A 23,385-nucleotide genomic window follows, 5' to 3' on the forward strand; every position below is an offset into this window, starting at 1 on the left:
CCGGTTTTTTTTGGGGGGAATACCGATCAATGACCACCGATTTCCACCGCCGGCGCGTGCTGCGCGCCGGCGCCGTGACCGTCGGCAGCGCGCTGCTGCCTGTTTCCGGGATCGTCCACGCGGCGGTCTCGCGTCGTTTTGCGATCGGCGAACACGACTTCCTGCTGGACGGGAAACCGCTGCAGATCCGCTGCGGCGAAATGCACTTCGCGCGCGTGCCGCGCGAGTACTGGTCGCACCGCCTCAAGACCATCAAGGCGATGGGCCTGAATGCGGTGTGCGCCTACCTGTTCTGGAATTACCACGAGTGGCGTGAAGGCCGCTACGACTGGGCCGCGCAGCGCGACGCCGCCGAATTCTGCCGGCTCGCGCAGGCGGAAGGCCTGTGGGTGATCCTGCGCCCCGGCCCGTATGCCTGCGCGGAATGGGAAATGGGCGGCCTGCCGTGGTGGCTGCTCAAGCACGACGGCGACGCCTTCCTGCGCACGCGCGACGAAGCGTATCTGGCGCCCGCGCGGCGCTGGCTGAAGGAAGTCGGCCGCGTGCTCGGGCCGCAGCAGGTCACGCACGGCGGTCCGATCCTGATGGTGCAGGTCGAGAACGAATACGGCTTCTACGGCGACGACGTGGGCTACCTGCGCGCGCTGCGCCAGGCGCTGCTCGACACCGGCTTCGACGTCCCGCTGTTCCAGTGCAATCCGACGAACGCCGTCGCCCGCACCTACATCCCCGAACTGTTCACGGTGGCGAACTTCGGCAGCGACCCGGCCGCCGGCTTCAAGGCGCTGGACGCGGTGCAGAAGGGCCCGCGCATGTGCGGCGAATACTATTCCGGCTGGTTCGACACGTGGGGCGCGACGCACCACGGCGGCGGCGTCGAAGGCGCGACGAAGGACATTAGCGCGATGCTGAAGGCGAACGGTTCGTTCAGCCTGTACATGGCGCACGGCGGCACGACGTTCGGCCTGTGGGGCGGCTGCGACCGCCCGTTCCGGCCCGACACGACGAGCTACGACTACGACGCGCCGATCGGCGAGGCAGGCTGGATCGGCGCAAAGTTCGACGCCTACCGCGCCGCCATCACGCCGTTCCTGGCGCCCGACGAAAAGCTGCCGCCGCCGCCGCCGCGCATGCCCGTGATGACGATTCCTCCGTTCGCGCTGGCGGAATCCGTGGCGGTGAAGTCGGCCATGCCGGCGCGCGTGATCAAGGACGTGTCGCCCCGTCCGATCGAGCAGTACGACATCAGCCGCGGGCTCGTGTCCTACCGCGTGACTTTGCCGGCGGGTCCAGGCGGCGTCGTGGAAGTGGCGCGGGCACGCGACCTGGCGTGGGTCCACCTGGACGGCAAGCAGATCGGCACGTTCGACACGCGCTACCGCCGCTACAAGGTCGACGTGCCGGCGCGCGCCAAGCCGGCCGTGCTCGAGATCCTGCTGTACACGATCGCGCGGGTGAACTTCGGCCCCGAAGTCCACGACCGCAAGGGCATCCATGGTCCGGTCACGTTCACGCCCAAGGGCGGGACCGCGGCGCCGCTGGAACACTGGGAAATCCGCGCCCTCGATTTCGATGCGGACGGCGTGCTGCCGCCGCTTGCGTTCAAGAAGGGGCGCGGCAAGGGCGCCGCGTTCTACCGCGGCGGGTTCGATGCCGCGCGCACGGACGACACCTTCCTCGACATGTCGGCATGGGGCCAGGGCGTCGTGTGGGTCAACGGCCGCTGCCTGGGGCGTTTCTGGAGCATCGGTCCCACGCAGACGATGTACCTGCCGGGACCGTGGCTGCGCAAGGGCCGCAACGAGGTCGTCGTGCTGGACCTGACCGGGCCGCGCGGGCAGGGCGTACCCACGATCGCCGGCCTGGCCGCGCCGATCCTCGACCAGCCGCACCGCGAACGCGACCTGCCGCGCCCGCCCAGCACCGTGCGCCTGCACCTGGACGGCGTGAAGCCTGTGCACGAGGGCGAGTTCGCGCCCGGTTCGCAGACGCAGGACGTGCGCTTCGCGCTTCCTGCGACCGGCCGCCAGTTCTGCCTGGAAGCACTCGACGCTTTCGACGGCAAGCCGTATGCTGCCGTGGCGGAGCTGTCCCTGCTGGACAAGGACGGCAAGACCCTGGATCAGTCCAACTGGACCATCGCCTGGGTCGACAGCGAGGAATCGACGAAGGAAGACGGCGGGGCGCTCAACGCGATCAATGGCCAGAACAGCGATTACTGGATCACGGCGCTGACGGGCGCGAGCTACCCGCACCGGCTCGTGCTCGACCTGGGCCGGACCATGGAAGTGGCGGGCCTACGCTACGTGCCGCGCCAGGGGCCGGAAGGCGTGACGGGGCGCATCCGCCGCTTCCGCGCCTATGTGGGGGCCGCGCTGGCGACAGACCAATAAAGAGGAGACACGAGATGAAGAGCAAGACGAGAGTATTCGTGGCCGCGGCCCTGCTGGGCGCCGCATGCCACGCCGGGGCGGCCGACATGTTCCGGCCGGGCGCGCTGTGGCCCGACGACAAGGGCGTGCACATCAATGCGCACGGCGGCGGCATCCTGGAGGACCACGGCGTGTATTACTGGTTCGGCGAGCACAAGGTGGCCGGCGAGGCCGGCAACCGCGCCCAGGTCGGCGTCCACGTGTACAGCTCGCGCAACCTGACCGACTGGCACGACGAAGGCATTGCCCTCGCGGTCAGCACCGATCCGGCCAGCGACATCGTCAAGGGCGCGATCATCGAACGGCCGAAGGTCATCCAGAATCCGAAGACTGGCAAGTATGTGATGTGGTTCCACCTCGAGCTGAAGGGCCACCGCTACGACGCCGCGCGCGCGGGCGTGGCCGTGGCCGACAAGGTGACGGGGCCGTACGTCTACCAGGGTTCGTTCCGGCCGGACGCCGGCGCCTGGCCCGTCGACGTGACGGCCGCCGACAAGGATCCCGCCACGTCGTTCCTCGCGCGCGACCACGCCGGCGGCCAGATGGCGCGCGACATGACCCTGTTCGTCGACGACGACGGCACGGCCTACGACATCTACGCGTCGGAGGAAAACCATACGATGCACATCTCGCGGCTGACGGACGACTACCTGCACTCGGCCGGGCAGTATGCGCGCATGACGCCGAACGGCGACGACGAAGCCCCGGCCATCTTCAAGCACGGCGGCAGATACTACCTCGTGACGTCGGGCCTGACGGGCTGGGCGCCGAACGCGGCGAAGTCGTACGTCGCGGACCACATGTTCGGCCCGTGGAAGCCGCTCGGCAACCCGGTGCGCGGCACGCCGGAACAGCAGAAGATCACGTTCGGCGGCCAGTCGACGTATGCGCTGACCCTGCACCGCAACGGCTGCACGCGGCATATCCTGATGTTCGACATCTGGCGCAAGCACGATGCCATCGACGGCCGCTACGTGTGGCTGCCCGTCGAATGGGAAGGCGGCAAGCCCGTCGTGCGCTGGCGCGACAGCTGGACCCTGGCCGACCTGGACAAGCTGCCCTGCGACGGGGAACGATGAAGGCCGCGCGTAGCGAATCCGGCGCGAGCGCGACGATCTGGGACGTCGCGAAACGGGCCGGCGTGTCGGCCATGACCGTCTCGCGCGTCGTCAACGGCAGCGCCGGCGTCAGCGAGAAGAAGCGGGAAAAAGTCGTGCGCGCGATCGACGAACTCAATTACCAGGTCAACGTGGCGGCGCGCGCCGCGCGCATCGGCACCTTGCGCGTGGGTCTCCTGTACGGCAACCCCAGCGCCGCCTTTCTCAGCGCCTTCCTCGTCGGCGCACTGAGCGAATGCGGACGCCAGGGCGCCCATCTGCTGCTGGAGCACTGCGATACCTTGCAGGGCCAGCGCCAGGCCATCGACCGCCTGATCGAGAACGGCGCCGACGCCATCCTCGTGCCGCCGCCGTTGTGCGACGCGCCGGCGGCGATCCGGCAGTTGTCGGAACTGGGCATTCCCACCGTGGCGGTGGCGACGGCCCGTCCGTCGCACGGCATGTCGGCCGTGCGCATCGACGACTACGAAGGCGCCACCATGTTGACGAATTACCTGCTGTCGCAGGGCCATACCGACATCGGCTTCGTCAAGGGCGACCCCGAACACACGCCGGCCCAGCTGCGCTACCAGGCGTTCATCGACGCCATGCGCGCCGCCGGCCACGTCGTGCCGGCCGAACGCGTCGCCCAGGGCATGTTCACTTATCGTTCCGGGCTGCGGGCGGCGCGCGAGCTGCTGTCGCAACCGACCCGTCCCACCGCCATCTTCGCCTGCAACGACGACATGGCGGCGGCCGTCGTCGCGGTCGCCCACGGCCTGCATCTGCGCGTGCCGGACGACATCGCCATTTGCGGCTTCGACGATACGCCGGTCGCGACCACCGTGTGGCCGGAACTGACGACGATCCGCCAGCCGATCACGGAGATGGCGTGCAGCGCGGTCGCGCTGCTGATCGAACACATCCGCCTGCAGCGCACCGGCCATGCGCACACGCCGCAGCACCGGTTGATGCCCTACACGCTGGTCGTGCGCGAATCCACGGGCGCGGCCGGCTGAGCGCCGGCCGCCGCTCATTTTTCCATCAAGGCGTCACGGGACGCAGCCACAGGGCCTGGCCGCCGGAAGCGGGCAGGTCGAGCTGCAGCACCGTGCGCGCGTCCACCTTTTGCCGGCGGATGCCCACGTGCGTGCGCGTGGGCGCATTCGGGTCGTCCGCGTAGATCGTCGCTTCGTAGGACCGGCCCGGCGGCAGGAAGTCCAGGTGCAGGGGCACGCGGCGCGCTTCGGTGTTGGTGATGCTGCCGACGAACCATTCGTCGCCCTTGCGGCGGGCGACCGTCACGTCGCGGCCGGGCGCGCCGTCCAGCACGCGCGTCTCGTCCCACGTGGTCGGGATGCGGTCCCAGAACGCCAGCTCCGGCTCGTCGTGCGACCGCTCCGGCGTGTCGTACCAGTACAGCGTCTGCAGGGGGCTGTAGTAGACGACGGCGAGCGCCAGCTGGTGCGCGTGCGTGGTCTTGATGCGCGGGTCGTAGTAGCAGATCGTATAGTCGGCCGGACCGGCAAGGAAGCGCACGAACGGCAGCACCGTGTTGTGGGTGGCGTCCGGCATCTCTTCGTTGCCGCGGATGCCTTCCGCCGTCATCAGGTTGGGCCAGGTGCGTTGTTCGCCGGTGGGGCGCCAGTCGTCGTGGATGTTGACCATGATGTGCGCATCGGCCGCCTGCTGGATGGCTTTCTCGAGCCAGGTGGTCCAGCGGTGCGAGCCGACCTGCACGAAGCCGAACTTGACGCCCTTGACGCCCCAGTCGCGGTAGGTCTTGAACAGCGTGTCCGACTGGGCCAGCAGGCCTTGCTGGTTCACGTACAGCCACACGCCGATGCCGTGTTCCTTCGCGTAGGCGATGATGGCGGGCAGGTCGAAGTCGGGAAGCGCCACCTTGCTCGGGTCGGCGTCGAACGAGAAGGCGTTGCCGTACCACTTGAAGTCGATCAGCACGTATTGCAGGTGATGGCGGGCGGCGAAGTCGATGTTCGCCTTGGCGTCCTTGGTCGTCAGCGACATGATGCGCATGATCTTGCCCGGCTTGATCCAGGACGTGTCCGCGATGCGCGACGCGTCGTTCAGGTTCAGGATGAAGTCGTCGTTCTCGATCAGCTGGCCGGGACGGCGCGCGATCATGATGCCGCGCCACGGCGTCGCGAACGGCGAGATCAGGTCGGCCGGGCCGTGCATGGCGGTGACGATCGTGTCGGGCTTGTCCGCGCTCAGCTTGAACTTGGTGCGCGCATAATCGACCATGCGCGCTTCCAGCAGCGCGACGGACAGGCCGTTCGGCAGGGCCAGCGTGAGCGGACGCTCGGACTGATCGGGCCAGTCGTGCAGCGGCAGCAGCTTGTACGGGGCTTGCGCCCAGCCGTGGAACCACGCGCGGGTGCCGGCGGGCATGACGAATTCCACGTCCTCGCCGACGATGCGGTAGTAGGTGCCTTTCGGATTTTCGGGGAAGGCGAAGCGCAGCGCCACGCCCGCGTCGTAGGCGCGCACCTCGACCGCCAGCTTGTAGGTCGGGTTGTCGTCCTTGACCAGGTCGACGGTGAGCGCCTGGTAGTGGTCGCGGATGTGCGCGCGGTCGCCCGTCACCGGGGTCCACGTGCTGTCGTGGGCCGCGCGGTGCACGCCGGTCACGCTCAGGTTCTCGAACCAGCGCGCGTGATGGTCGATGGGCAGCGCCATCGCGCTTTCGGACAGGTGGTTGTCGAGCCGCAGTTCCAGCAGGGAGTCGCGGATCACGGGTTCGCCGTCGTAGCGCACGTTGTAGTACAGCGCCCGCTTGCCGGCGGCGTCCGTTTTCTGCGTGAGTTCGAGGACGATGTGGCCGTCGGGCGAGGCGAGGCGCTCGTCGAGGTCCGTCCCGGCCGCGTGGGCGAGGGTGGTGCCCAGCAGGCACAGGGCGGCGATCAGCATACGCATGGGTCAGGTCTCCAGAAGTCGTCGTGTTTGTTATCGATCACATGCTAGCAGATGTCGGATGGGGAACGCAATCATTCTCGGCGTTTCCGATGGCGGTGATCGGCATTTCCCGTTTCCCCTGCGCGCGGCCCGGCACGACAATCGTCGGCCTGCACACACGCAGTCCGGTAAACGCTAGCGACAGGAGAGCAACGACATGGTTGAAGCACGACAGGAACGGGTATTGATCGCCGGCGGCAGTTCCGGCATGGGGCTGAGCCTCGCGCGAACGCTGCTCGCGGACGGCGCGGCCGTCGTCATCGCGGGCCGCTCGGCCGACAGGCTGGCGCGGGCGCGGGCGGCACTGGCCGACGTCGGCGACGTGCGCACGATCGCGGCCGACATCACGCAAGAGGACGACGTCGTCCGCCTGTTCGAGCAATGCGGGGACGTGGACCACATCGTGTCCACCGCGGCGGACATCGCGGGCGCCTACGAGCTGCTGCCGGCGCTGGACGTGGCCGCCGCCCGCAAGGTCGTCGACTCCAAGTTCATCGGACCGCTGCTGCTGGCCAGGCACGGCGCGCCGCGGCTCGCGGCGAGAGGCTCCATCACGTTCACGTCGGGGATCGCGGCCTACCGCCCGGCGGCGCGCGGGTCCGTCGTCGCGGGCGTCAACGGCGCGCTCGAATCGCTGGCCTATGCGCTGGCCGTCGAACTGGCGCCGATCCGTGTGAACGTCGTGTCGCCGGGCTGGGTCGACACGCCCATCTGGCAGCACGTCGCCGGCGCCGAGGCGCGCGCGAGGCTGGACGCGATGGCGCAGAAGCTGCCCGTCGGCCGCATCGGCCGGCCCGAGGACATCGCCGACGGCATCCGCTTCCTGATGCACAACGGCTTCGTCACGGGGACGGTATTGCATCTCGACGGCGGTCATCGCCTGGTGTAGCGGCGCCGGCCGACGCGGGGAGGGCGGCCAGCAACGCCGCGATGGCGGGCGCCGTCCGCTTGCGCCAGGCGACCGACACCGGCACCGTCGCCGCGTCGCCCAGCCACGGCACGACGGCCACCCGCGCATCCGCGAGCGCCGGCACCATGCGCGGCACGATGGCGCAGCCCAGGCCCCGTTCCACGAGGCCGACGATGGCGGCCACGCTGTCGAATTCGCCCGCGATGCGCGGCCGCGCGTCCGGCCGCGCGTGCAGCGCGGACTCGAACATGCGGCGGTAGGCGCAGCCCTGGCCCGTGACGAGAAACGGTTCGTGCGCGATGTCGGCGTAGCTCGCGCCGGCCGGCGCCTTGGCGGCCAGCGGGTGGGCGGGCGGCACGACCAGCACGAGCGGCTCGTGCGCGACCACGCTGGACGCGACGTCGCCGTCCGGCGCGAGCGTGCCGAAGAAGCAGGCCGCGTCGAGCGATCCGTCCCTCACGCCCGCGTGCAGGGCCGACGTGGCGCCGACGGTCACCCGGACGCTCACGTGCGGATGGGCCGCCGCCATCCGCGCCACGACGTCGGGCAGGAACGCGGCCGCGATGGTCTCGATGCCGCCCACGACCAGCGTGTGCGTGGCGCCGCCGCCCGCCGCGAGGACGGCGGCGCGGGCGGCGTCGGCCAGTTCGATCAGGCGCGTCGCGTGGTCGAGCAGGCACTCGCCCGCGGGCGTCAGCGCGAGCTTGCGGTGCGCGCGGTCGAACAATGCCACGCCGAGGTCGGCCTCGAGCGCCTGGATCTGCTCCGTGACGCTCGACTGCGTGCGATGGATCCGGCGCGCGGCCTCGCTGAAGTTCAGCGTGCGGGCCACGTGGACGAATGTCTTCAGGCGTTTCAGATCCATGGTGAAGGGCGGATGACGATGGACCCGATTGTACTGCGGACTCAGGCCGGCGGCGGCACCCCGAGCATTTCCTCCAGGTGGGCCAGCGCGCCCTGGTCCTTGATCACGGAGCGCAGCCAGGTGTGCAAGTCCTGCTCGCCCGCGCTCGCGGCCTTCTCGGCGAAATACGAGACGGGGCTGTGCGGCTCCGTCTCGCGGAAGAACTTCGCGATGGTGCGCAGCTGGGCGATCGCGTCCGCGCGCGAGCGGATCGCGCCGGCGGCGGGCAGCGGCTGCGGTGCCGCGGCGACGACCTGCACCTCCGCCGGCGCCGGCGATTCGAGGGCGGGCGGTTGTGGCGTCGCGGCCGGCGCGGGCAGCGCGTGCAGCAGCGTCTGCACGGCGTCGCGCGCGGCGGAAAAGCCCGGGCTGTCCTGGCCCAGGCGCGCGTCGGCCGCCCGTTCCAGCTGCGCCAGCGCGTCCAGGCAGGCCAGCGCATCGGCGCGCAACGCGTCGAGGAAGGCCGGCGGGCTCGCGCGCCGCGCCGCTTCCATGTCGGCCAGGCGCGGCGGCGTGTCGGCGTCGCCGGCGGCGGCGCGGCGGCGCGCGGCCTCGAAGTCCACCGTCGAATACGCCGTGCCGCGGCCGTCCGTCAGCGGCATCTCGCGCACGAGGGCGCGCGTGCGCGACAAAATCCACGCGAGGTTGCCGATGCGCTGTTCCTGGTCGCCGCCGTCCGCTTCCGGGTACAAACCCGCGTCCCAGTAACGCTCGCACAGCCCGGCCAGCAGGCGGAAACCTTCGCCCAGGCCGCGCAGGTGGTGGCGCCTGGCGGCCGCCTCGGTGAGCCAGACGGCCAGGCGCAGGTCCTTCGTCTGCTCGGCCAACAGAAGCGCGCAGCGGTCGACGACGAAGCCCCAGTCGGCTTCCTTGAGGTCCGTGACCCACTCGCCCTGCGCGAGCGACGGGTCGTCGAATTCGCGGGCGCGGGCGATGGCGTCCAGGTCGGGAGAAAACGCGAGGTCGGCGCCGCACGGGTGCGCGGCGGAGATCGGGGCGAGCAGGGCGTCGGCGGAAAACATGGCGGTGTCTTTCATCGTTCGGTCATTGCACGAGGCGGAATTCGATGCGGCGGTTGCGCGCGCGGCCCTCGGCGGTGTCGTTGCTGGCGATGGGGCGGTCCGGACCCTGGCCGCTCGTGCTGAGGTTCTCTTCCGCGATGCCGTGCGCCGCCAGGTAGGCCTTCACGGTGGCGGCCCTGGCCTGGCTCAGGCTCACGTTGCTGGCGCGCAGGCCGGCGCTGTCCGTGTGGCCGATGATCTCGACGCGGCGGCCCTTCAGCTTCAGCATCGCGCCCACCATCTCGTCGAGGATCGCGCGGCCGGCGGGCGTCAACGCCGCCTTGCCGCTTTCGAATTCGACGGTGCGGTTACCGAGCGTGTTGTCGAGCAGGGCCTGCTCGGCGGCGGCCACGCGCAGGCCGTTGTTGACGGTATAGGTCGGGTTCAGGTTCGTGGCGACGTTGCTGGCGATGCGCTGGCGCAGCGCCTCGTTGGCGACTTCGCCGTGCAGGCTGACGTTGCTGCCGTCGATCTTGAGCTGGCCGCGGCTGATCTGGCGCAGGTCCGGCGTGATCAGCTTCTGCACGTAGCCGTTCCAGTTGGCCGGCGTGGCGACGGGGCCGACGGCGATCTGGTCGACGACGCGATCCAGACCGTAGACGTCGCGCAGCCTGGCGAGGACGGCGGCCTTGGTCGCGTCGTCCGGCACGGTGCCGCTGACCAGCACCTGGCCCGGCTGCGGCGCGGCGGGCGCCGGCGCGATGTTCTGCGCGGCCGCCGCGCCGGCGCAGCACAGGGCGATGAACAGGAGGGGGAAGAGTCGCATATCAGGTTCCGATGAATGCCGCGCCGACGGAATCGAGCGCGGACTTGAGGGACAGGCCGCCTTGCGCCAGGTAGGCCGAGAGCTTGCGCACGCCGTAGTCGGCATCGACCTGGTCCTCGACCCACTCGAGGTCCGCGAACGCGATGAGGTGGTCCAGGCCGGCCTGCGGGTCGATCAGGGTGCGCAAGGTCTGCGCGGAGGCGCCGGAAAAGCCGACGACGAGCGCGGGCCGGCGTTCCAGCCGGGTGACGAACAGCGCCAGCTCGAAGTCGGCGCGCGCCAGGAACGGCGCGATCACGTGCATCCAGAACGCGGCCACGAGGTTGCGGTGGATGGCGTCGTCCGGCAGCGGCAGCACGAGGCTCTTGTCGAGCCGCCCGGACCCGCTGGCCAGCACGGGCTGCAGCAGCATGCCCAGCGCCAGCAGCACCTGGCGCGTGGTGACGCGAAAGCCGGCGCCGGCCAGCAGCACGTCCAGCGCGGCGATCGTCTGCACGTCGAGGAAGTCGTCGAACGCGGCGTCGTAGGCGGACGCGCCAAGGTCCAGCGCGATGGGCTGGCCGCTCGCGGCGGCCAGCGGCGCGGCCGGATCGCCCGCGTTGCGCACGCCCGCCGTCAGCGTCTCGAGCCGGCTCCACAGGCGCGTGAACACGAGCGGGGTCGTGGGCAGGAAGGCCGCCGGCTCCGCGATTTCCATCGCACCGGCCATCAGGAAAGGATAGCGCCGGCTCGACGCGTCGCTGCTGGCGACGATGTGGCCGCCGATCGCGTGGCGCCGGCGCGGGCCGACGAAGGCGAAGTGCAGCGGCGCGGCGGCGTCGTACGCGAGCTTCCAGCGCGCATTGGTGCTCATCAGGTCCATCGCTTCCGACAGCCAGTCGTCCAGCACCTTCAGCAAGGCCGGGCTGGCGCTGGCGCGCACGAAGTCGCCGCGGCTGGGCAGCTTGCCGAAGTAGCCGACGCTGACGGGGGTGGCCTGGCGGCTCATTGCGCGTCTCCCGCCATGGCCGTGCGCAGCGGCGCCGGCGTCGCTGCGCGCGGCGCCGTGATCGTGTCCGGCAGGCGCAGGCGCTTGAATCCCTGGGCCGGCGCGGCCGCCTGGACGGGCGCCGGCGCCGGGGCGGCCGGCAGGACCTTCAGGTTCGCCGTCACCGTCACGCCCGCGTTCTGCCACGAGAGTTCGAACACGCCGCCGTCCTTGCGCTTGCGCTGGGCCGAGTCGATCATCTTCTTGAGGCCGAAGTGGCCCGGCTCGTCCAGCACGACGACGTTGCGGCCTTCCGGCGTCAGCGCCGTGATCTTCGCGCCCGGCACGCCGGCCGGATTCGGCCACACCATGTGCACCCAGGGCTGCGGCTGGCCGCGCCAGCGCAGCGCCTGGCCGTCGATCTCCAGCGTGAATTCGGTGGCGCCCTGCGTGCCCAGCGCCTGCAGGTCGAAACGGGTCTGCGCCTCGCCGCCGCTGCTGGCCGCCGCGTTGGCGACGCCGCCGGCGGCCAGCGGCGCGACCCAGCCCGGGAAGCTCGCGACGACGTTCGGCGCGAGGTTGATCCCCATGTCGGCCCACGTGCGCGGGCTGAGCGAGTCGCCGCGGCGCACGACCAGCGGGCCGACCGTCGTGTTGAAGAATTTCGCGATCGCGCCCTCCGGGCCGAAGATCTCGCCGATCTCCGCGTTGCTCGCCTCGGCCTTCGATTCGGTCGCGAACGGGTACTTGAGCGCCAGGTTGCGGTTGAACGGCTGGACCACCTGGGCGGTCCACACCTTGTTGATCTCCGCTTCCGCCGGCCGCACGATCACGGCGAACGTCTGCATCAGCGGGCGCACGAGCACCGGGCGCAAGGCCTGGCGCTGGGTGTCCGTCATCCCGACCAGCATCTGCTCGTCGACGTAGCGCAGCAGGTCGGCCAGCTCGGAGCCGCTGCCGTCCAGCGTCTGCTGCATCAGCTGCTTGGCGCCGGGGCCGGGGTCGCCCTGGTTCTTGATCTGGTTGAAGCGCGCGCGCAGCTTGGACAGGTCGTCGATGTAGCCGCGCAGCAGCGACGCATCCTTGTCGCGCGCGACGACGAGGCGGGCGACGCCGGCGAATTCGCGGCCGACCGGGCCGAGCGCCGCGGTGCCACTCTGTCCGGCCGCATTCGGCGTGCCGGGCACGGGCAGGCTGACGTTGACGATGGCCGGCTTCTGGCGCAGGATCGTCGCGCGGAACCAGCCGGTAAAACCTTTCTGCGCGCGCTGCAGGGTGGCGCCGGCCAGGGTCGGGTTGTCCCACGACGTCTGTTCGTAGACCGTGGACATGAGCTTGGCGATGGGCGAATTCTGCGGATCGCCCAGGCGGTTCATGGCGGCGGCCGCGCCGTCGAAGCCGTCCAGGTCCTTCATGGTCACGCCCTGCATGAACTTCTGCCACTCGCGCGCGTACTCGGTCTTGTACAGGTCGACGAGCGATTTCTGGATCTGTTCCGGGCTGCCTTCCAGCGTGAGGTCGTCGCGCGCCGCCGTCTTGAGCACCCAGTCGGCGCTCTGCAGCTCGCGGTTGGCGGCGTCGCGGAACGCCTGCTGCACATAGCCTTCCCAGGCCTCGCGCGTGAACGCGCCGGAGATCGCGTAGCTGCCGAGGACGAGATCCTTGTCCTGGTCGCCCACGATGCGCGCCACCGTGATCGACGGATAGCGCGTGGACGCGCGCGCCTTGATGTCGGCGTACACGCGTTCCCGCGCCGGCATGCCGCGCACGACGCGGCGCAGGTTGTCGCGGGTCTGGTCGACGAGCGCGAGGCGGGTGTCGATGACGGGCCAGGACGGGTCGTTGACCTGGGCGAGGTAGAACGTGATCATGCGCTCGGCGCTGCGGATCATCTGCTCGCGCGGCATGGCGCCGCGGTTCGCCTCCAGCCAGTTGCGCCAGAAGCGCGTCAGCTGGTCGTTCAGGTGGGCGCTTTCGGCGCGCGATTTATCGCCCAGCATCAGGTAGGTCTTGAGCGCGTTGTAGGCATCCTCGGTGTCCGCCGGCGACGCGTCCTTGAACTGCTGCGGCGCGTCGGCGGCCGCGGCGGCCGCGGCGCCCGCCGGCTTGTTCATGGGCTGCAGCTGGGCGGCGTTGCCGTTCACGTCGGCCAGGTACGATTCCAGCGACTGCGTGACGGGCTTCAGCATCACCTCGCGCACGCCGTTGAAATACTCCTCCTTCAGCTTGCGGTCCAGCAGATTGCCCTGGTACAGGCCGAGGCTGAGGGACAGCGGCCGGTGCTCGGCATAGCGGTCGAGCTGTTCGATGCGGTCCTGCAGGATCTCCAGCGCCTGGAAGCGCGACTGCAGGTCGAGGCTCTTGCCCTGCACGCGGATGGCCTGGTCCAGGTCGGCCTGGACGTTGGCGACGAGCTGGCGGTTGTTCATGTACGACCAGCTCCAGCCGGCCAGCGCGAGGCCGACGACGGCCGTCGCCGCGAAGAACGCGGCATAGCGCAGGCGCGTCTTGGCGGGGCTGGCGTACTGCGCGACGAGATCCCTGTCGGCGAAGATCACCTTGCGGAACAGGTTGAGGAGGAAGTACCCCTGCTGGTGGTGCTGCTCGTCGTGCGCGGGCGGCGCGAGGCGCAGGTCGAAGCGCTGGGCCACGCGGGCGGACGACGTCGACACCGTCTCGCCCTCCTGCAGCGCGCTCGTGAAGTAGAAGCCGCGGAACACGGGCTTGAACTGGAACGGGTTGTCCTCGAACAGCGTGGCGACGAACGCACGCAGCGCCGGCTTGATCGACGCGAATTCGAGCGGGAACGTGAACACGCCGGACGGCATGGTCTCGCGGCGCTGCAGCGCCATGTTCGCGAGGCTCAGTTCCTTGAGGCCGTCGTACAACTCGTCGAAGCGGGCGTCGAACAGGTCGAGCAGGCGTTCGCTGGCCGCGTGCTGGTCGTAGGGCAGCGTGGCGCCCCACACCTGTTCGCGCTCGGCGCGTTCGCTCTCGTGGAAGAATTCGTTGAAGCCGTCGATCAGGTCGGCCTTGGTGAACACGACGTAGACCGGCGCGTGCACCTCCAGCCGTTCCGTCAATTCCTGCACGCGCTGGCGCAGGTTCTTGGCGAGGTCGATCGCGAACTCGGGACGGTTGCGCGTCAGTTCCGCGATGCTGACCGCGATGACGACGCCGTTGATCGGCGCCTTGCGGCGATGCTTCTTGAGCAGGTCGAGGAAGCCGAACCACTCCGCGCGGTCCTCGTCGACGACGGAATAGCGTCCGGCCGTGTCGAGCAGGATGCCCTCGGTCGTGAAGAACCAGTCGCAGTTGCGCGTGCCGCCCACGCCCTGCACGACCTTGCTGTCGGCGAACGGGAACTGCAGGCCGGAGCTGGCGATGGCCGTGCTCTTGCCGGCCGCCGGGTTCCCGATGATCATGTACCACGGCAGTTCGTACAGCGCGGCGCTGCCCGACAACTGGCCCAGCTTGGAGCCCTTGATCGTGGCGATGGCCTCCAGCAGGCGCTTGCGGATGACTTCCGTCTCCTGGCGCTGGGTGGCGTCGGGGACGGGCTTGTCGGCCTGCTGTTCGAGCATGGCGCCGATCCGCGCGGCCTTGCGCGCATGGCGCCAGCGCCGCCACGCCCACAGGCCGGCGCCCGCGAGCAGCGCGACGCCGAGCACGATCCAGGGCAGGGTGGACGGCCATTGCAGCAGCCGCGCCGTCGTGAACAGCAGCGCGGCGAAGGCCACCCAGCCGATGACGGCCAGGCTGGTGCGGGTGGTCAGGAAATGCCAGATTTTTTGCATGATGACGAAAGTGTGTTGAATGCCGTGTTATGCCGGGTTATGCCTTGTTGCGGGCGATGCGATGCCGGTGCGCTAGCGCTTCATGACGCCGGGTAGCCGCAGTTCCGTGTGTCCGAGGTCCATCATCTTCCAGCGTCCGCCCCAGGTCAGGCCGACGGATTCCGCCACCTGGCCGTACAACTGGTAGCCCCGCATCGCCCAGGGATCCCGTTCCGAGATCACGAGCCGGCCGTCGCGGACGAACGCGCAGTCGGCGGCGAGCCCGTACTGGTGCCAGCTCTGGTAGGCGCGGGCGTTCGTGACGCCCGGGCCCAGCGCGGCCAGCGCGTCCTGGCGGGCGGCGCTGCGATAGCCTTCCAGGATCGCCATGTCGTAGCCGTAGCGCTCCTTCATGATCCGGAACACCGTCAGCAGGCGCTGCGTGTAGTCCGCATTCAGCATGGCCCAGTCGCGGCTGGCCGAAGCGAGCAGCGGACGTTCGCGCGCCACGTCGGCCGTCGTGAACGCCAGCGGCGGGAGCGGGGGCGGCGGCACCAGCTGCTCGCCCTGCAGCAGGTCGGCCACCTGCGCGTTCACGGGGCGATCCGATGATTCGTACCCGCTCAGCACGGGCCGGTCGGCCAGCAGCAGGGCGGCCAGCGGCGGCAGGCCGACGAGGCCGATGCCGAGCGCGCACGCGATCCAGTGACGCCGCACGAAGCCGGCCAGGCTGTCCGCCGCCGCGCGGCCGTTGGCACGCAGCGCATCCGCATCGCGCATGCCTTGCTGCGCCAGCGCGCCGGCACGGCGGCCGAGCCGCTGCCCGACCCCGGCCAGCGCGTTCAGCACGAACTCGCGCCCGGCCGGAAACAGCACCATCCAGCTGACGGCGCACGCCACGACGAAATAAACGGTTACTGCCAACATCCACACCGCGCTCTCTCCGGAGGAAACGGACACATTGTTGTCGAAGAAATATTTCCGGAAAGTATAAATCCGGTAACCAAAAAACCCGCGCACGATTGAAAAAACGCAAAAACTCACCAAATGTGTTAATCGCGCACGATTAAAAGCAAACTTGCGGCACAATTGTCTTGATTCTTGTAAAGTAATGCAAACTTTTTTAAGGAGCTAATTTGCAACATCAAGGCGATCGCCCGGTCCGAGTCGACCGGCCCAGCCTGCTTACGCCCGACGAGCAGGCCGCACCGGAACGGCAGGGCATCCTCAGCTCCCTCGACGGCATGGGGGCGCAGCCCCGTGCCGAGCGGCGGCCGCGTCCTCGTTCGCGCGCGCTGGCGTGGGGTTTGGCGGGCGCGGGGGCGATCGTCGCGGGTGCGGCGCTGTTCCTGCTGACCGGGGGCGAGGAGCGGCAGGCGCCGGCCGTCGCCGCCGCGGCGGTGCCGAGCGTGGCGGCCGTGGCCGAGGCGCCGCGCGCCGCGCCGCTCACGCCGGTGTCGCTGCCGGAACCCGCCACGCAGACGGCGGCCGTGCTGCGCGACGAGCCCGCGGCGCCGGTCGAGCCGGAACCGGCCGGGCCGATGCCGAATCCGCTGGCCGACATGGCGGTGCCGCCCGCGCCCGAGCACCACAAGGCCCATGCGGCCAAGGCCGAACGCAAGGAAGCGCACGCGAAGGCCGCGCACCGCAAGGCGCACGAGACGGCGCAGGCAAAGCGGTCGAAACCGCGCGCGGCGCGCGAGCAGGACAGCGACGTCGTCCTGCTGGCGGCCCTGATGAGCCACATCGATCCGGCGAGCCGCAAGGCCACGCCGGCGCAGCAACTGGAAGCGTGCCGCCGCTACAACGCCGCGGGCGAGGCGCAGTGCCGGTTGCGGGTGTGCGAGGCCGTGGGCCGCAAGGAGGCGGCGTGCAAGCGGGTGCCCGTTGCGCGGACGGATCCGGAGACTTGAGCGGGACAGGGGCGCGTGAAAGCGCCGGCCGGTCGGCAAGCGCGTCGAAGATTTACGGCGGCGGCAGCGGCCGGCCGCTTTTTGCGCCGTTCCCGTTCCTGACGGGCGCCTCCAGCCCCGCCGCGATCATGGCCACCATGTTCGCGAAGATCTGCCGCAGCACCATGTCGAAGCGCGGATCCGGTTGCGCCGTCCTGCGCCGGCGCACGTGGCGGGCCGCCTGTCGCGTCATTTCGTCGACCATGCGCGCGTCGTCAAGCGGAGCCGGTGCGGGAAAAAGATGATAAAGTGCGGGCCCCGGCATGTGCCGGCAGACCGTCATCCAATGTATCCCATGAGAGACTTCGCGACCGCGGCGCCGCCGTTCGACGCCGCCTTCCTGCACGATCCGTACCCCGTCTACCGCCGGCTGCGCGCGGCCGGGCCGGTGCTGTGGCGCGACGACGTGTTCCAGGGCGCGTGGCTGTTGACGCGCCATGCGGACGTCGAGCTGGCGCTGCGCGATCCCCGTTTTTCCTCGCAGCGCACGGCCGGCTGGGTCAAGCGCATTCCCGGCGTCGACGCGAGCTTCGCCGGCCGCCGCGCGCAGGCGGGACTGGACGCGTTCCAGCGCCTGTTCGGCAGCGCCATGGCGTTCCTCGACGGTGAAGACCATCAGCGTGTGCGCAAGGCGATGGCGGCCGGCTTTCATCCCACGCTGGTCAGGACCTTGCGCGCCGACGTCGAGCGGCTCACCGACGAATTGCTGGACGGGTTGGACGCGCGCGCCGGCTTCGATTTCATCGCCGCGGTCGCGCGGCCGCTGCCGTCGCGTGTGATCGGGCTGATGCTGGGCGTCGACCGTGCCGACGAGGCGCGCTTCATGGCGTGGTCCGACGACCTCGCTGCGTTCGTCGGCGCGCTGCAGCCCACGAGCGACCAGTTGCGCGCCGCCCAGCGCAGCCTGCTGCAGATGGTGCGTTATTTCGACGAACTGCTGCCGGCGCGCCGGCGGCAACCCGGCACGGACCTCGTCAGCCGCCTGCTTGCCGCCGAGGCGGCGGGCGAGATCGAGCCGGACGGCGAACTGCTGGCGCAATGCGCGATGCTGCTGTTCGCCGGCCACGAGACGACGCGCAACCTGCTCGGCAACGGCCTGTACACCTTGCTCGGGCATCCGGACGCGTGGGCGCGCCTGCGGGCGGACGAGGACGGGGTGACGCTCGCCGTGCGCGAACTGCTGCGCTACGACAGTCCCGTGCAGTACACGGGCCGGCGCGTCGCGGCGGACCTCGAGCTGCACGGCGCGATGCTCAAGCGCGGCGACCTCGTGCTCGCCATGATCGGCGCCGCCAACCGCGACCCGGACCGCTTTACGGACCCGGACATGTTCGACATCGGCCGCCGCGCCGGCAGCCACCTGTCGTTCGGCAGCGGCCCGCACGTCTGCATCGGCGCCGGCCTGGCGCTGCTGGAGGCGGACGTGGTGCTGCGCGCCGTCCTGCGGCGCTGGCCGGGCCTGGCCATGACGGACGCCGCGCCGCGCTGGAACGGCATCGCCGGCCTGCGCGGACTGGCCGCGCTGCCGGTCAGCGCTTCGTGAAGTGTGCGACGGCGTCGAAATTGGTGCCGTTCGACTTGACTTCGTACAGCTCGGTGCCTTGCACGGCCAGCCCGTCGAACGGGGCCGGGCCCGCCGGGTAGATCCGGTCGGGCACGCACACGGCGCCGCCCGCGTAATCGATGCACCAGTTGGGCTGGCCGTCGATAATCTTGTGGCTGACGAAGGTGCCGGTGAGCGTGACGCTGCGCTGCGGCACCTGGGTCGTCACCTTGTCCACCGACGCCGAGATCACCGGCACGCCGGGGCCGGGCACGATGGACGTGGCCACCGTGCCGACATAGGTCGCCGTCGTGCCGGCGCTCCAGACCTGCGTGGCGATGACGTCGCCCGTGCACGCCGTGTTGGCGTAGTAATTCGTCGTGACGTCGAGCGTGAGGGTATTGCCCGATCCGGCCGGGCGCTGGATGACGACGGTGTCGACCCCGTGCGACGTGCAGGCGGACGTCCACGTGCCGGCGTAGGCGTCGAGGTTGCCGCTCGTCGACAGCGGCGGCGCCGACGACCCGCCCGCATTGCCGCCACCGCCGCCGCAGGCGGTCAGGCAGAGCGCCATGGCCGCGCACCACATTCTTGTTCGCATCTCGATCTCCTGGCATCAGCTGGCATGATACGCGATCAGCGCACGCTGAGCTGCTGCACGATCTCGCGGTCGAGGGCCTTGAGCGGCACGGACTTCTCCACGCCGCCGCGCTTGATGGCTTCCCTGGGCATGCCGTAGACGACGCAGCTGTCCTCGTCCTGCGCCACCGTGCGGCTGCCGGCCTTGCGCATTTCCAGCAGGCCGGCCGCGCCGTCGTCGCCCATGCCCGTCATGATGATCCCCAGCGCGTTGGCGCCCGCATGCCGGGCGACGGAGCGGAACAGCACGTCCACGGACGGGCGGTGGCGGTTCACGAGCGGGCCGTCGATGACGTCCACGCAGTACTGCGCGCCGTCGCGCCGCAGCAGCATGTGCTTGCCGCCCGGCGCGATCAGCGCGCGCCCCTGCAGCACGCGGTCGCCGTGGCGCGCCTCGCGCACCTCGATCTGGCACAGGCCGTTCAGGCGTTCGGCGAAGGCGGCCGTGAATTTTTCCGGCATGTGCTGCACGATGACGATGCCGGGCGTGACCCGCGGCAGCTGCGTGAGCACTTCTTCCAGTGCCAGCGTGCCGCCGGTCGACGTGCCGATGGCGACGATGCGCTCCGTCGTGCGCAGCATGGGCCGCCCGTCCTGCGCGGCCGGCAGCACCGCGTCCGCCGTCAGTTTCACGGGCACGGGCGCGGGGGCGGGAGAGACTCGCGCGGCGAGGCGCCGCACGTTCGCCAGGCTCGCGGCGCGCACGGCCGAGATCAATTCGTCCGCGCTGTCGCTGAGGAATTCCTTGAGTCCCAGCTTCGGCTTGGTGATGATGGACACGGCGCCCGCGGCCAGCGCCGCCATCGTCGTCTCGGCGCCCTTTTCCGTCAACGTGGAGCAGATCACGACGGGCGTCGGCCTCTCCGCCATGATCTTCCTGAGGAAGGTGATGCCGTCCATGCGCGGCATCTCGACGTCCAGGACGATCACGTCGGGCCAGGCCACCTTCATGCGCTCGATCGCGAGCAGCGGGTCGGACACGGCGTGCAGCAGCCGGATGCCCGGCGCGTTTTCCAGCATCGCGCCGACGACCTTGCGCACCACGGCCGAATCGTCGACCACCATCACCGTTATTGTCTTCATTCCGGCTTGCGGTACACGGAGGGGATGACGGGCCGGATCATGTCGCCGAGGTCCTGCAGGCTTTCGGAATGGCCGATGAACAGGTGGCCGCCGGGCCTCAGGCGGCCCAGCACGCGCGTGACGACCTGGCGCTTGGTCGCGCCGTTAAAGTAGATCATCACGTTGCGCAGGAACACGATGTCGAACGTGCCCAGGTCGCCGGGCAGCGTCGTGTTCAGGTTCACCTGGCGGAACTGCACCCGTTCGCGCAGGGCGCGGTTGACGAGCAGGGTGCCTTGCTGCTCGCGGACACCCTTGAGGCAGTAGCGGCGCAGATAGTCCGGCGGCACGTGGGAGGTCCGCTCCAGCGGATAATGCCCGGTGCGGGCGCGCTGCAGCACGCGCGTGCTGATGTCGGACGCCGTCACCTCCCACGGCGCGGCACCCAGCACGTCGGCCAGCACCATCGCGATGCTGTATGGTTCCTCACCGGACGAGCAGGCCGCGCTCCACACGCGGAACGGGGCGCCTCCGCGCAGGTGGTGGCGCTCCGCTTCCGCCGCTTCGCGCAACAACTCGAAGTGGCGCATCTCGCGGAAGAAATACGTTTCGTTCGTCGTGAGCAGGTCGACGGCCAGTTGCGCCTCGTCCTTGTGCGCGCCGTCCGTCAGCAGGCGGAAGTAGGCATCGTACGAGGGCAGGCCGAGATGCTGCAGGCGCTTGGCGAGCCGGCCGCTGACCAGCGCCTTCTTCGAGTCCGACATCGTGATGCCGGCCATGTCGAAGATGAAGCGCTGGAAGCGCGCGAACTCGCCCTGGCTGATCGCACTGTGCTCCATGGCCGCCTCAGGTGAGCAGCTCGGCGGCCAGGTCCGGCAGGCCTTCGAGCGCCAGCACCGAATCCACGTTCAGCAGGATCACGAACTTGCCGTTCACCTTGCCCATGCCGGCGATGAAGTCGCCGCGGATGCGCGTGCCGAACGACGGCGCCGGCTCGATGTCCGTTGCCGGGATGTCCAGCACGGCGCTGACCGCATCGACGACGACGCCGGTCAGCTGGCGCTCGCCGTCCGACTCCAGCTCGACGATGACGATGCACGTGCGCTTGCCGGGCACGGTCTGGGGCCGGCCGAAGCGGGCCGCCAAGTCCAACACGGGCACGACGGCGCCGCGCAGGTTGATCACGCCGCGGATCGACTCCGGCATCATCGGCACCTCGGTGATGCCGGAAAATTCGATGATCTCCTTGACGGCCATGATGCCGATGCCGAAGGCTTCGCCGCCCAGCATGAAGGTGAGGTATTGGGCGGCCTCGGTGTCGGCCGCCGCGATCGGTTCCTTGTTGGTGTGCTTCATTTTGTCACCCTCGGATCAGAAATTCGTGAAACTCGCTTCGTCCGGCTCGGGCTGCGCGCTCAAGCCGCCGGCCACGCGCAGCGGGGAGCGCCTGGCGCGCGCCGGCTGGCGCGGCGCGGCGGGGCGGCCGGCCGCGCCGCCGGCGAGGCGGAAGAAGCCCATCGTCTGCTGCAGCTGCTCGGCCTGGGAACTCATCTCCTCGGCGGTCGCCGCCAGTTCTTCCGAGCTCGAGGCGTTCTGCTGGGTCGTCTGGGACAGCTGGCCCACCGCGGCGTTGATCTGGCCCACGCCGGACGACTGTTCTTCCGACGCCGCCGCGATTTCCTGCACCAGGTCGGACGTCTTGCCGATGCTCGGCACCATCGCGTCCAGCAAGGTGCCGGCCTTTTCCGCCAGCGCCACGCTGTTGGTCGCCACTTCGCCGATCTCCTGCGCGGCCACCTGGCTGCGCTCGGCCAGCTTGCGCACCTCGGCCGCCACCACCGCGAAGCCCTTGCCGTGCTCGCCCGCGCGCGCCGCCTCGATCGCGGCGTTCAGCGCCAGCAGGTTGGTCTGGTAGGCGATGTCGTCGATGATGCCGATCTTCTTGGCGATCTGGTTCATCGCCGACACGGTTTCCTTGACGGCGGTGCCGCCTTCCGCCGCTTCCTTCGCGGCCTTGGCCGCCATGCCGTCGGTGACCTTCGCGTTCTCGGTGTTCTGCGCGATCGACGCCGTCATCTGTTCGAGCGAGGCGCTGGTTTCCTCGACACCGGCGGCCTGCTCGCTCGACGCCTGCGACAGCGACTGCGCGGTGGCGCTCACCTGTTCGGACGCGCTGGCGAGGGAATCGGCCGCGCCGTTGACCTCGGCCACCACCTGCGCCAGCTTCTCGACGGTGTTGTTGGCGTAGGACTTCAGCTTGCCGTACTCGCCCTCGTACGCCTTGTCGATGCGCTTCGTGAGATCGCCTTCCGACATCGCGCCCATCACCCGCACGACGTCCTCGATGGAAGCGCGCGTGGTCGCCACGAGCTCGTTCAGTTCTTCGCCCATCTCTTTCTGGAAGCCCTTGAGGCCGGCCAGTTCGACGTGGTGGTCGAAGTTGCCGCGGTTGGCCGCCGCCACCACGCGCTTCTGGCCTTCGATCACCTGCGACAGCTTGGCGATCATGTCCTTCACGGACTGCAGCAATTGCCCGGTCTCGTCGGTCGACGTCACCTCGATGTCGATCGCCAGGTCGCCTTCCGCGAGGCGGTTGGCGGCGCGCACGGCGGTGTCGAGCGGCCGCGTCACGCTGCGGCTGATGACATAGCCGAGCGCGATGCCGAGCAGGACGCCGACGGCGATGGCGGTGAGCATGAGCGTGCGGCTGGACTGGTACACCACCGTGGTTTCGTCCGACGCCGCCTTGGCATTGTCTTCCTTCATCCTGCTCAACTCGGTCATCAGGTCGTCGACCTTGTCCACGATCACGCGTGCGTCCTTCATCGCGTACTGGGCGGACTTGCGGTCCTCCTGGTGCAGCCCCGCCGCTTCTTCTTTCTTGGCCGTCGCGAGGATATAGTCCTGGGCTTCCTGGTAGGCCTTGTAGCTGGTTTCGAGCTCGGCGAATTTCTGCTTGCCGGCCTCGGTATAGAACATCGGCCGTGCCTTGTCCAGGTTCGCGCGCATCTGTTCGCGCGCCTTCATCAGCGCGTCCAGATAGGGCGCGGCGTCGACGGCCGGCAGCGATTGCGCCAGCAGGTAATTGCGGATGGCGCGCGCCTGGTAGACCAGGTCGATGTTGGCTTCCTTGATGGACGAGACGCCCTGCAGTTCCTTGGCATACATGCTGTCGGCCATGTCGTTGATCTTGCTGGCGTTGGAAATGCCGATCATCCCGACCACGGCGCTGATGGCCGCCACGAGCACGAAGCCCGCGATCAGGCGCACGCCGATCTTCATATTTTTGAACATATTGGT

19 protein-coding genes are annotated in these 23,385 nt (G+C 69.6%); 6 read left to right on the forward strand and 13 right to left on the reverse strand.

Annotation, left to right across the window (positions count from 1 at the left end):
* Positions 1–29: 29 nt before the first annotated feature.
* Genes ISF28_RS10310 through ISF28_RS10320 form a run of 3 tightly spaced genes read left to right on the forward strand, consistent with a single transcriptional unit; the run spans position 30 to position 4,548 of the window.
* Positions 30–2,393, forward strand: a complete 2,364-nt coding sequence (locus ISF28_RS10310) for a beta-galactosidase (protein WP_198117089.1) — start codon at positions 30–32, stop codon at positions 2,391–2,393.
* Positions 2,394–2,407: 14 nt separating this feature from the next.
* Positions 2,408–3,511 (forward strand): glycoside hydrolase family 43 protein, encoded by a 1,104-nt coding sequence (locus ISF28_RS10315; protein ID WP_198117090.1) that lies wholly within the window; start codon positions 2,408–2,410, stop codon positions 3,509–3,511.
* Positions 3,508–4,548, forward strand: coding sequence for a LacI family DNA-binding transcriptional regulator (locus ISF28_RS10320; protein WP_198117091.1), 1,041 nt, complete (start codon positions 3,508–3,510; stop codon positions 4,546–4,548). Before ISF28_RS10315 ends, ISF28_RS10320 begins: the two co-directional genes overlap by 4 nt.
* 25 nt (positions 4,549–4,573) lie before the next feature.
* Here ISF28_RS10320 and ISF28_RS10325 read toward each other — a convergent pair whose 3' ends face one another.
* A complete protein-coding gene (locus ISF28_RS10325; RefSeq protein ID WP_198117092.1) occupies positions 4,574–6,466 on the reverse strand; it encodes a glycoside hydrolase family 97 protein in 1,893 nt (630 codons plus the stop codon).
* 196 nt (positions 6,467–6,662) lie between these two features.
* Between ISF28_RS10325 and ISF28_RS10330 the strand changes: the two genes are divergently transcribed.
* Positions 6,663–7,394, forward strand: a complete 732-nt coding sequence (locus ISF28_RS10330; RefSeq protein ID WP_198117093.1) for an SDR family oxidoreductase — start codon at positions 6,663–6,665, stop codon at positions 7,392–7,394.
* On the opposite strand, the gene ISF28_RS10335 is transcribed toward ISF28_RS10330, so the two are convergent.
* From ISF28_RS10335 to ISF28_RS10360, 6 genes are all read right to left on the reverse strand, one after another.
* Positions 7,348–8,280, reverse strand: a complete 933-nt coding sequence (locus tag ISF28_RS10335; RefSeq protein WP_198117094.1) for a LysR family transcriptional regulator — start codon at positions 8,278–8,280, stop codon at positions 7,348–7,350. The two genes, ISF28_RS10330 and ISF28_RS10335, sit on opposite strands and share 47 nt — an antisense overlap.
* 41 nt (positions 8,281–8,321) lie before the next feature.
* Positions 8,322–9,341, reverse strand: coding sequence for a type VI secretion system protein TssA (gene tssA / locus ISF28_RS10340; RefSeq protein WP_198117210.1), 1,020 nt, complete (start codon positions 9,339–9,341; stop codon positions 8,322–8,324).
* A 22-nt stretch (positions 9,342–9,363) separates the two neighbouring features.
* Positions 9,364–10,146, reverse strand: a complete 783-nt coding sequence (locus ISF28_RS10345; RefSeq protein WP_198117095.1) for an OmpA family protein — start codon at positions 10,144–10,146, stop codon at positions 9,364–9,366.
* Between the two features lies 1 nt (position 10,147).
* Positions 10,148–11,134: a type VI secretion system-associated protein TagF gene (tagF, locus tag ISF28_RS10350; protein WP_198117096.1), complete on the reverse strand. Its 987-nt coding sequence runs from the start codon at positions 11,132–11,134 to the stop codon at positions 10,148–10,150.
* A complete protein-coding gene (gene tssM / locus ISF28_RS10355) occupies positions 11,131–14,910 on the reverse strand; it encodes a type VI secretion system membrane subunit TssM (RefSeq protein WP_198117097.1) in 3,780 nt (1,259 codons plus the stop codon). The genes tagF and tssM overlap by 4 nt, the downstream gene beginning before the upstream one ends.
* Positions 14,911–14,982: 72 nt before the next feature.
* Positions 14,983–15,822 carry a M15 family metallopeptidase gene (locus tag ISF28_RS10360; protein WP_370663418.1) on the reverse strand — a complete coding sequence of 280 codons (840 nt, stop codon included), beginning with the start codon at positions 15,820–15,822 and terminating at the stop codon, positions 14,983–14,985.
* Positions 15,823–16,025: 203 nt separating this feature from the next.
* On the opposite strand from ISF28_RS10360, the gene ISF28_RS10365 reads away from it, so the two are divergent.
* Positions 16,026–16,802: a hypothetical protein gene (locus tag ISF28_RS10365; RefSeq protein WP_198117099.1), complete on the forward strand. Its 777-nt coding sequence runs from the start codon at positions 16,026–16,028 to the stop codon at positions 16,800–16,802.
* Positions 16,803–16,854: 52 nt separating this feature from the next.
* On the opposite strand, the gene ISF28_RS10370 is transcribed toward ISF28_RS10365, so the two are convergent.
* Positions 16,855–17,046, reverse strand: a complete 192-nt coding sequence (locus ISF28_RS10370; protein WP_198117100.1) for a hypothetical protein — start codon at positions 17,044–17,046, stop codon at positions 16,855–16,857.
* Positions 17,047–17,136: 90 nt separating this feature from the next.
* Between ISF28_RS10370 and ISF28_RS10375 the strand changes: the two genes are divergently transcribed.
* Complete coding sequence (locus ISF28_RS10375) at positions 17,137–18,384, forward strand: cytochrome P450 (protein WP_229518987.1); 1,248 nt, start codon at positions 17,137–17,139, stop codon at positions 18,382–18,384.
* Here the strand turns inward: ISF28_RS10375 and ISF28_RS10380 are convergent.
* From ISF28_RS10380 to ISF28_RS10400, 5 genes are read right to left on the reverse strand one after another with little or no spacing between them, the layout of a single operon-like run.
* Positions 18,371–18,985: a hypothetical protein gene (locus tag ISF28_RS10380; RefSeq protein WP_198117102.1), complete on the reverse strand. Its 615-nt coding sequence runs from the start codon at positions 18,983–18,985 to the stop codon at positions 18,371–18,373. The two genes, ISF28_RS10375 and ISF28_RS10380, sit on opposite strands and share 14 nt — an antisense overlap.
* A gap of 35 nt (positions 18,986–19,020) precedes the next feature.
* Positions 19,021–20,106 (reverse strand): protein-glutamate methylesterase/protein-glutamine glutaminase, encoded by a 1,086-nt coding sequence (locus ISF28_RS10385; protein WP_198117103.1) that lies wholly within the window; start codon positions 20,104–20,106, stop codon positions 19,021–19,023.
* Positions 20,103–20,924: a CheR family methyltransferase gene (locus ISF28_RS10390; protein ID WP_198117104.1), complete on the reverse strand. Its 822-nt coding sequence runs from the start codon at positions 20,922–20,924 to the stop codon at positions 20,103–20,105. Before ISF28_RS10390 ends, ISF28_RS10385 begins: the two co-directional genes overlap by 4 nt.
* Before the next feature lie 7 nt (positions 20,925–20,931).
* Positions 20,932–21,441 carry a chemotaxis protein CheW gene (locus ISF28_RS10395; RefSeq protein ID WP_198117105.1) on the reverse strand — a complete coding sequence of 170 codons (510 nt, stop codon included), beginning with the start codon at positions 21,439–21,441 and terminating at the stop codon, positions 20,932–20,934.
* A 15-nt stretch (positions 21,442–21,456) separates the two neighbouring features.
* The gene (locus ISF28_RS10400; protein ID WP_198117106.1) at positions 21,457–23,379 is read right to left on the reverse strand and encodes a HAMP domain-containing methyl-accepting chemotaxis protein; all 1,923 of its coding nucleotides are present in this window, start codon (positions 23,377–23,379) and stop codon (positions 21,457–21,459) included.
* Between the last annotated feature and the right edge of the window lie 6 nt (positions 23,380–23,385).

It is taken from the genome of Massilia rhizosphaerae (assembly GCF_016093545.1).
In the GTDB taxonomy this organism is placed as follows: domain Bacteria; phylum Pseudomonadota; class Gammaproteobacteria; order Burkholderiales; family Burkholderiaceae_D; genus Telluria; species Telluria rhizosphaerae.

Coding starts and splice junctions, on each gene's coding strand:
- ISF28_RS10310 (WP_198117089.1), top strand. CDS start 30: ATGACCACCGATTTCCACCGCCGGCGCGTGCTGCGCGCCGGCGCCGTG.
- ISF28_RS10315 (WP_198117090.1), top strand. CDS start 2,408: ATGAAGAGCAAGACGAGAGTATTCGTGGCCGCGGCCCTGCTGGGCGCC.
- ISF28_RS10320 (WP_198117091.1), top strand. CDS start 3,508: ATGAAGGCCGCGCGTAGCGAATCCGGCGCGAGCGCGACGATCTGGGAC.
- ISF28_RS10325 (WP_198117092.1), bottom strand. CDS start 6,466: ATGCGTATGCTGATCGCCGCCCTGTGCCTGCTGGGCACCACCCTCGCC.
- ISF28_RS10330 (WP_198117093.1), top strand. CDS start 6,663: ATGGTTGAAGCACGACAGGAACGGGTATTGATCGCCGGCGGCAGTTCC.
- ISF28_RS10335 (WP_198117094.1), bottom strand. CDS start 8,280: ATGGATCTGAAACGCCTGAAGACATTCGTCCACGTGGCCCGCACGCTG.
- tssA (WP_198117210.1), bottom strand. CDS start 9,341: ATGTTTTCCGCCGACGCCCTGCTCGCCCCGATCTCCGCCGCGCACCCG.
- ISF28_RS10345 (WP_198117095.1), bottom strand. CDS start 10,146: ATGCGACTCTTCCCCCTCCTGTTCATCGCCCTGTGCTGCGCCGGCGCG.
- tagF (WP_198117096.1), bottom strand. CDS start 11,134: ATGAGCCGCCAGGCCACCCCCGTCAGCGTCGGCTACTTCGGCAAGCTG.
- tssM (WP_198117097.1), bottom strand. CDS start 14,910: ATGCAAAAAATCTGGCATTTCCTGACCACCCGCACCAGCCTGGCCGTC.
- ISF28_RS10370 (WP_198117100.1), bottom strand. CDS start 17,046: ATGGTCGACGAAATGACGCGACAGGCGGCCCGCCACGTGCGCCGGCGC.
- ISF28_RS10375 (WP_229518987.1), top strand. CDS start 17,137: ATGAGAGACTTCGCGACCGCGGCGCCGCCGTTCGACGCCGCCTTCCTG.
- ISF28_RS10380 (WP_198117102.1), bottom strand. CDS start 18,985: ATGCGAACAAGAATGTGGTGCGCGGCCATGGCGCTCTGCCTGACCGCC.
- ISF28_RS10385 (WP_198117103.1), bottom strand. CDS start 20,106: ATGAAGACAATAACGGTGATGGTGGTCGACGATTCGGCCGTGGTGCGC.
- ISF28_RS10390 (WP_198117104.1), bottom strand. CDS start 20,924: ATGGAGCACAGTGCGATCAGCCAGGGCGAGTTCGCGCGCTTCCAGCGC.
- ISF28_RS10395 (WP_198117105.1), bottom strand. CDS start 21,441: ATGAAGCACACCAACAAGGAACCGATCGCGGCGGCCGACACCGAGGCC.
- ISF28_RS10400 (WP_198117106.1), bottom strand. CDS start 23,379: ATGTTCAAAAATATGAAGATCGGCGTGCGCCTGATCGCGGGCTTCGTG.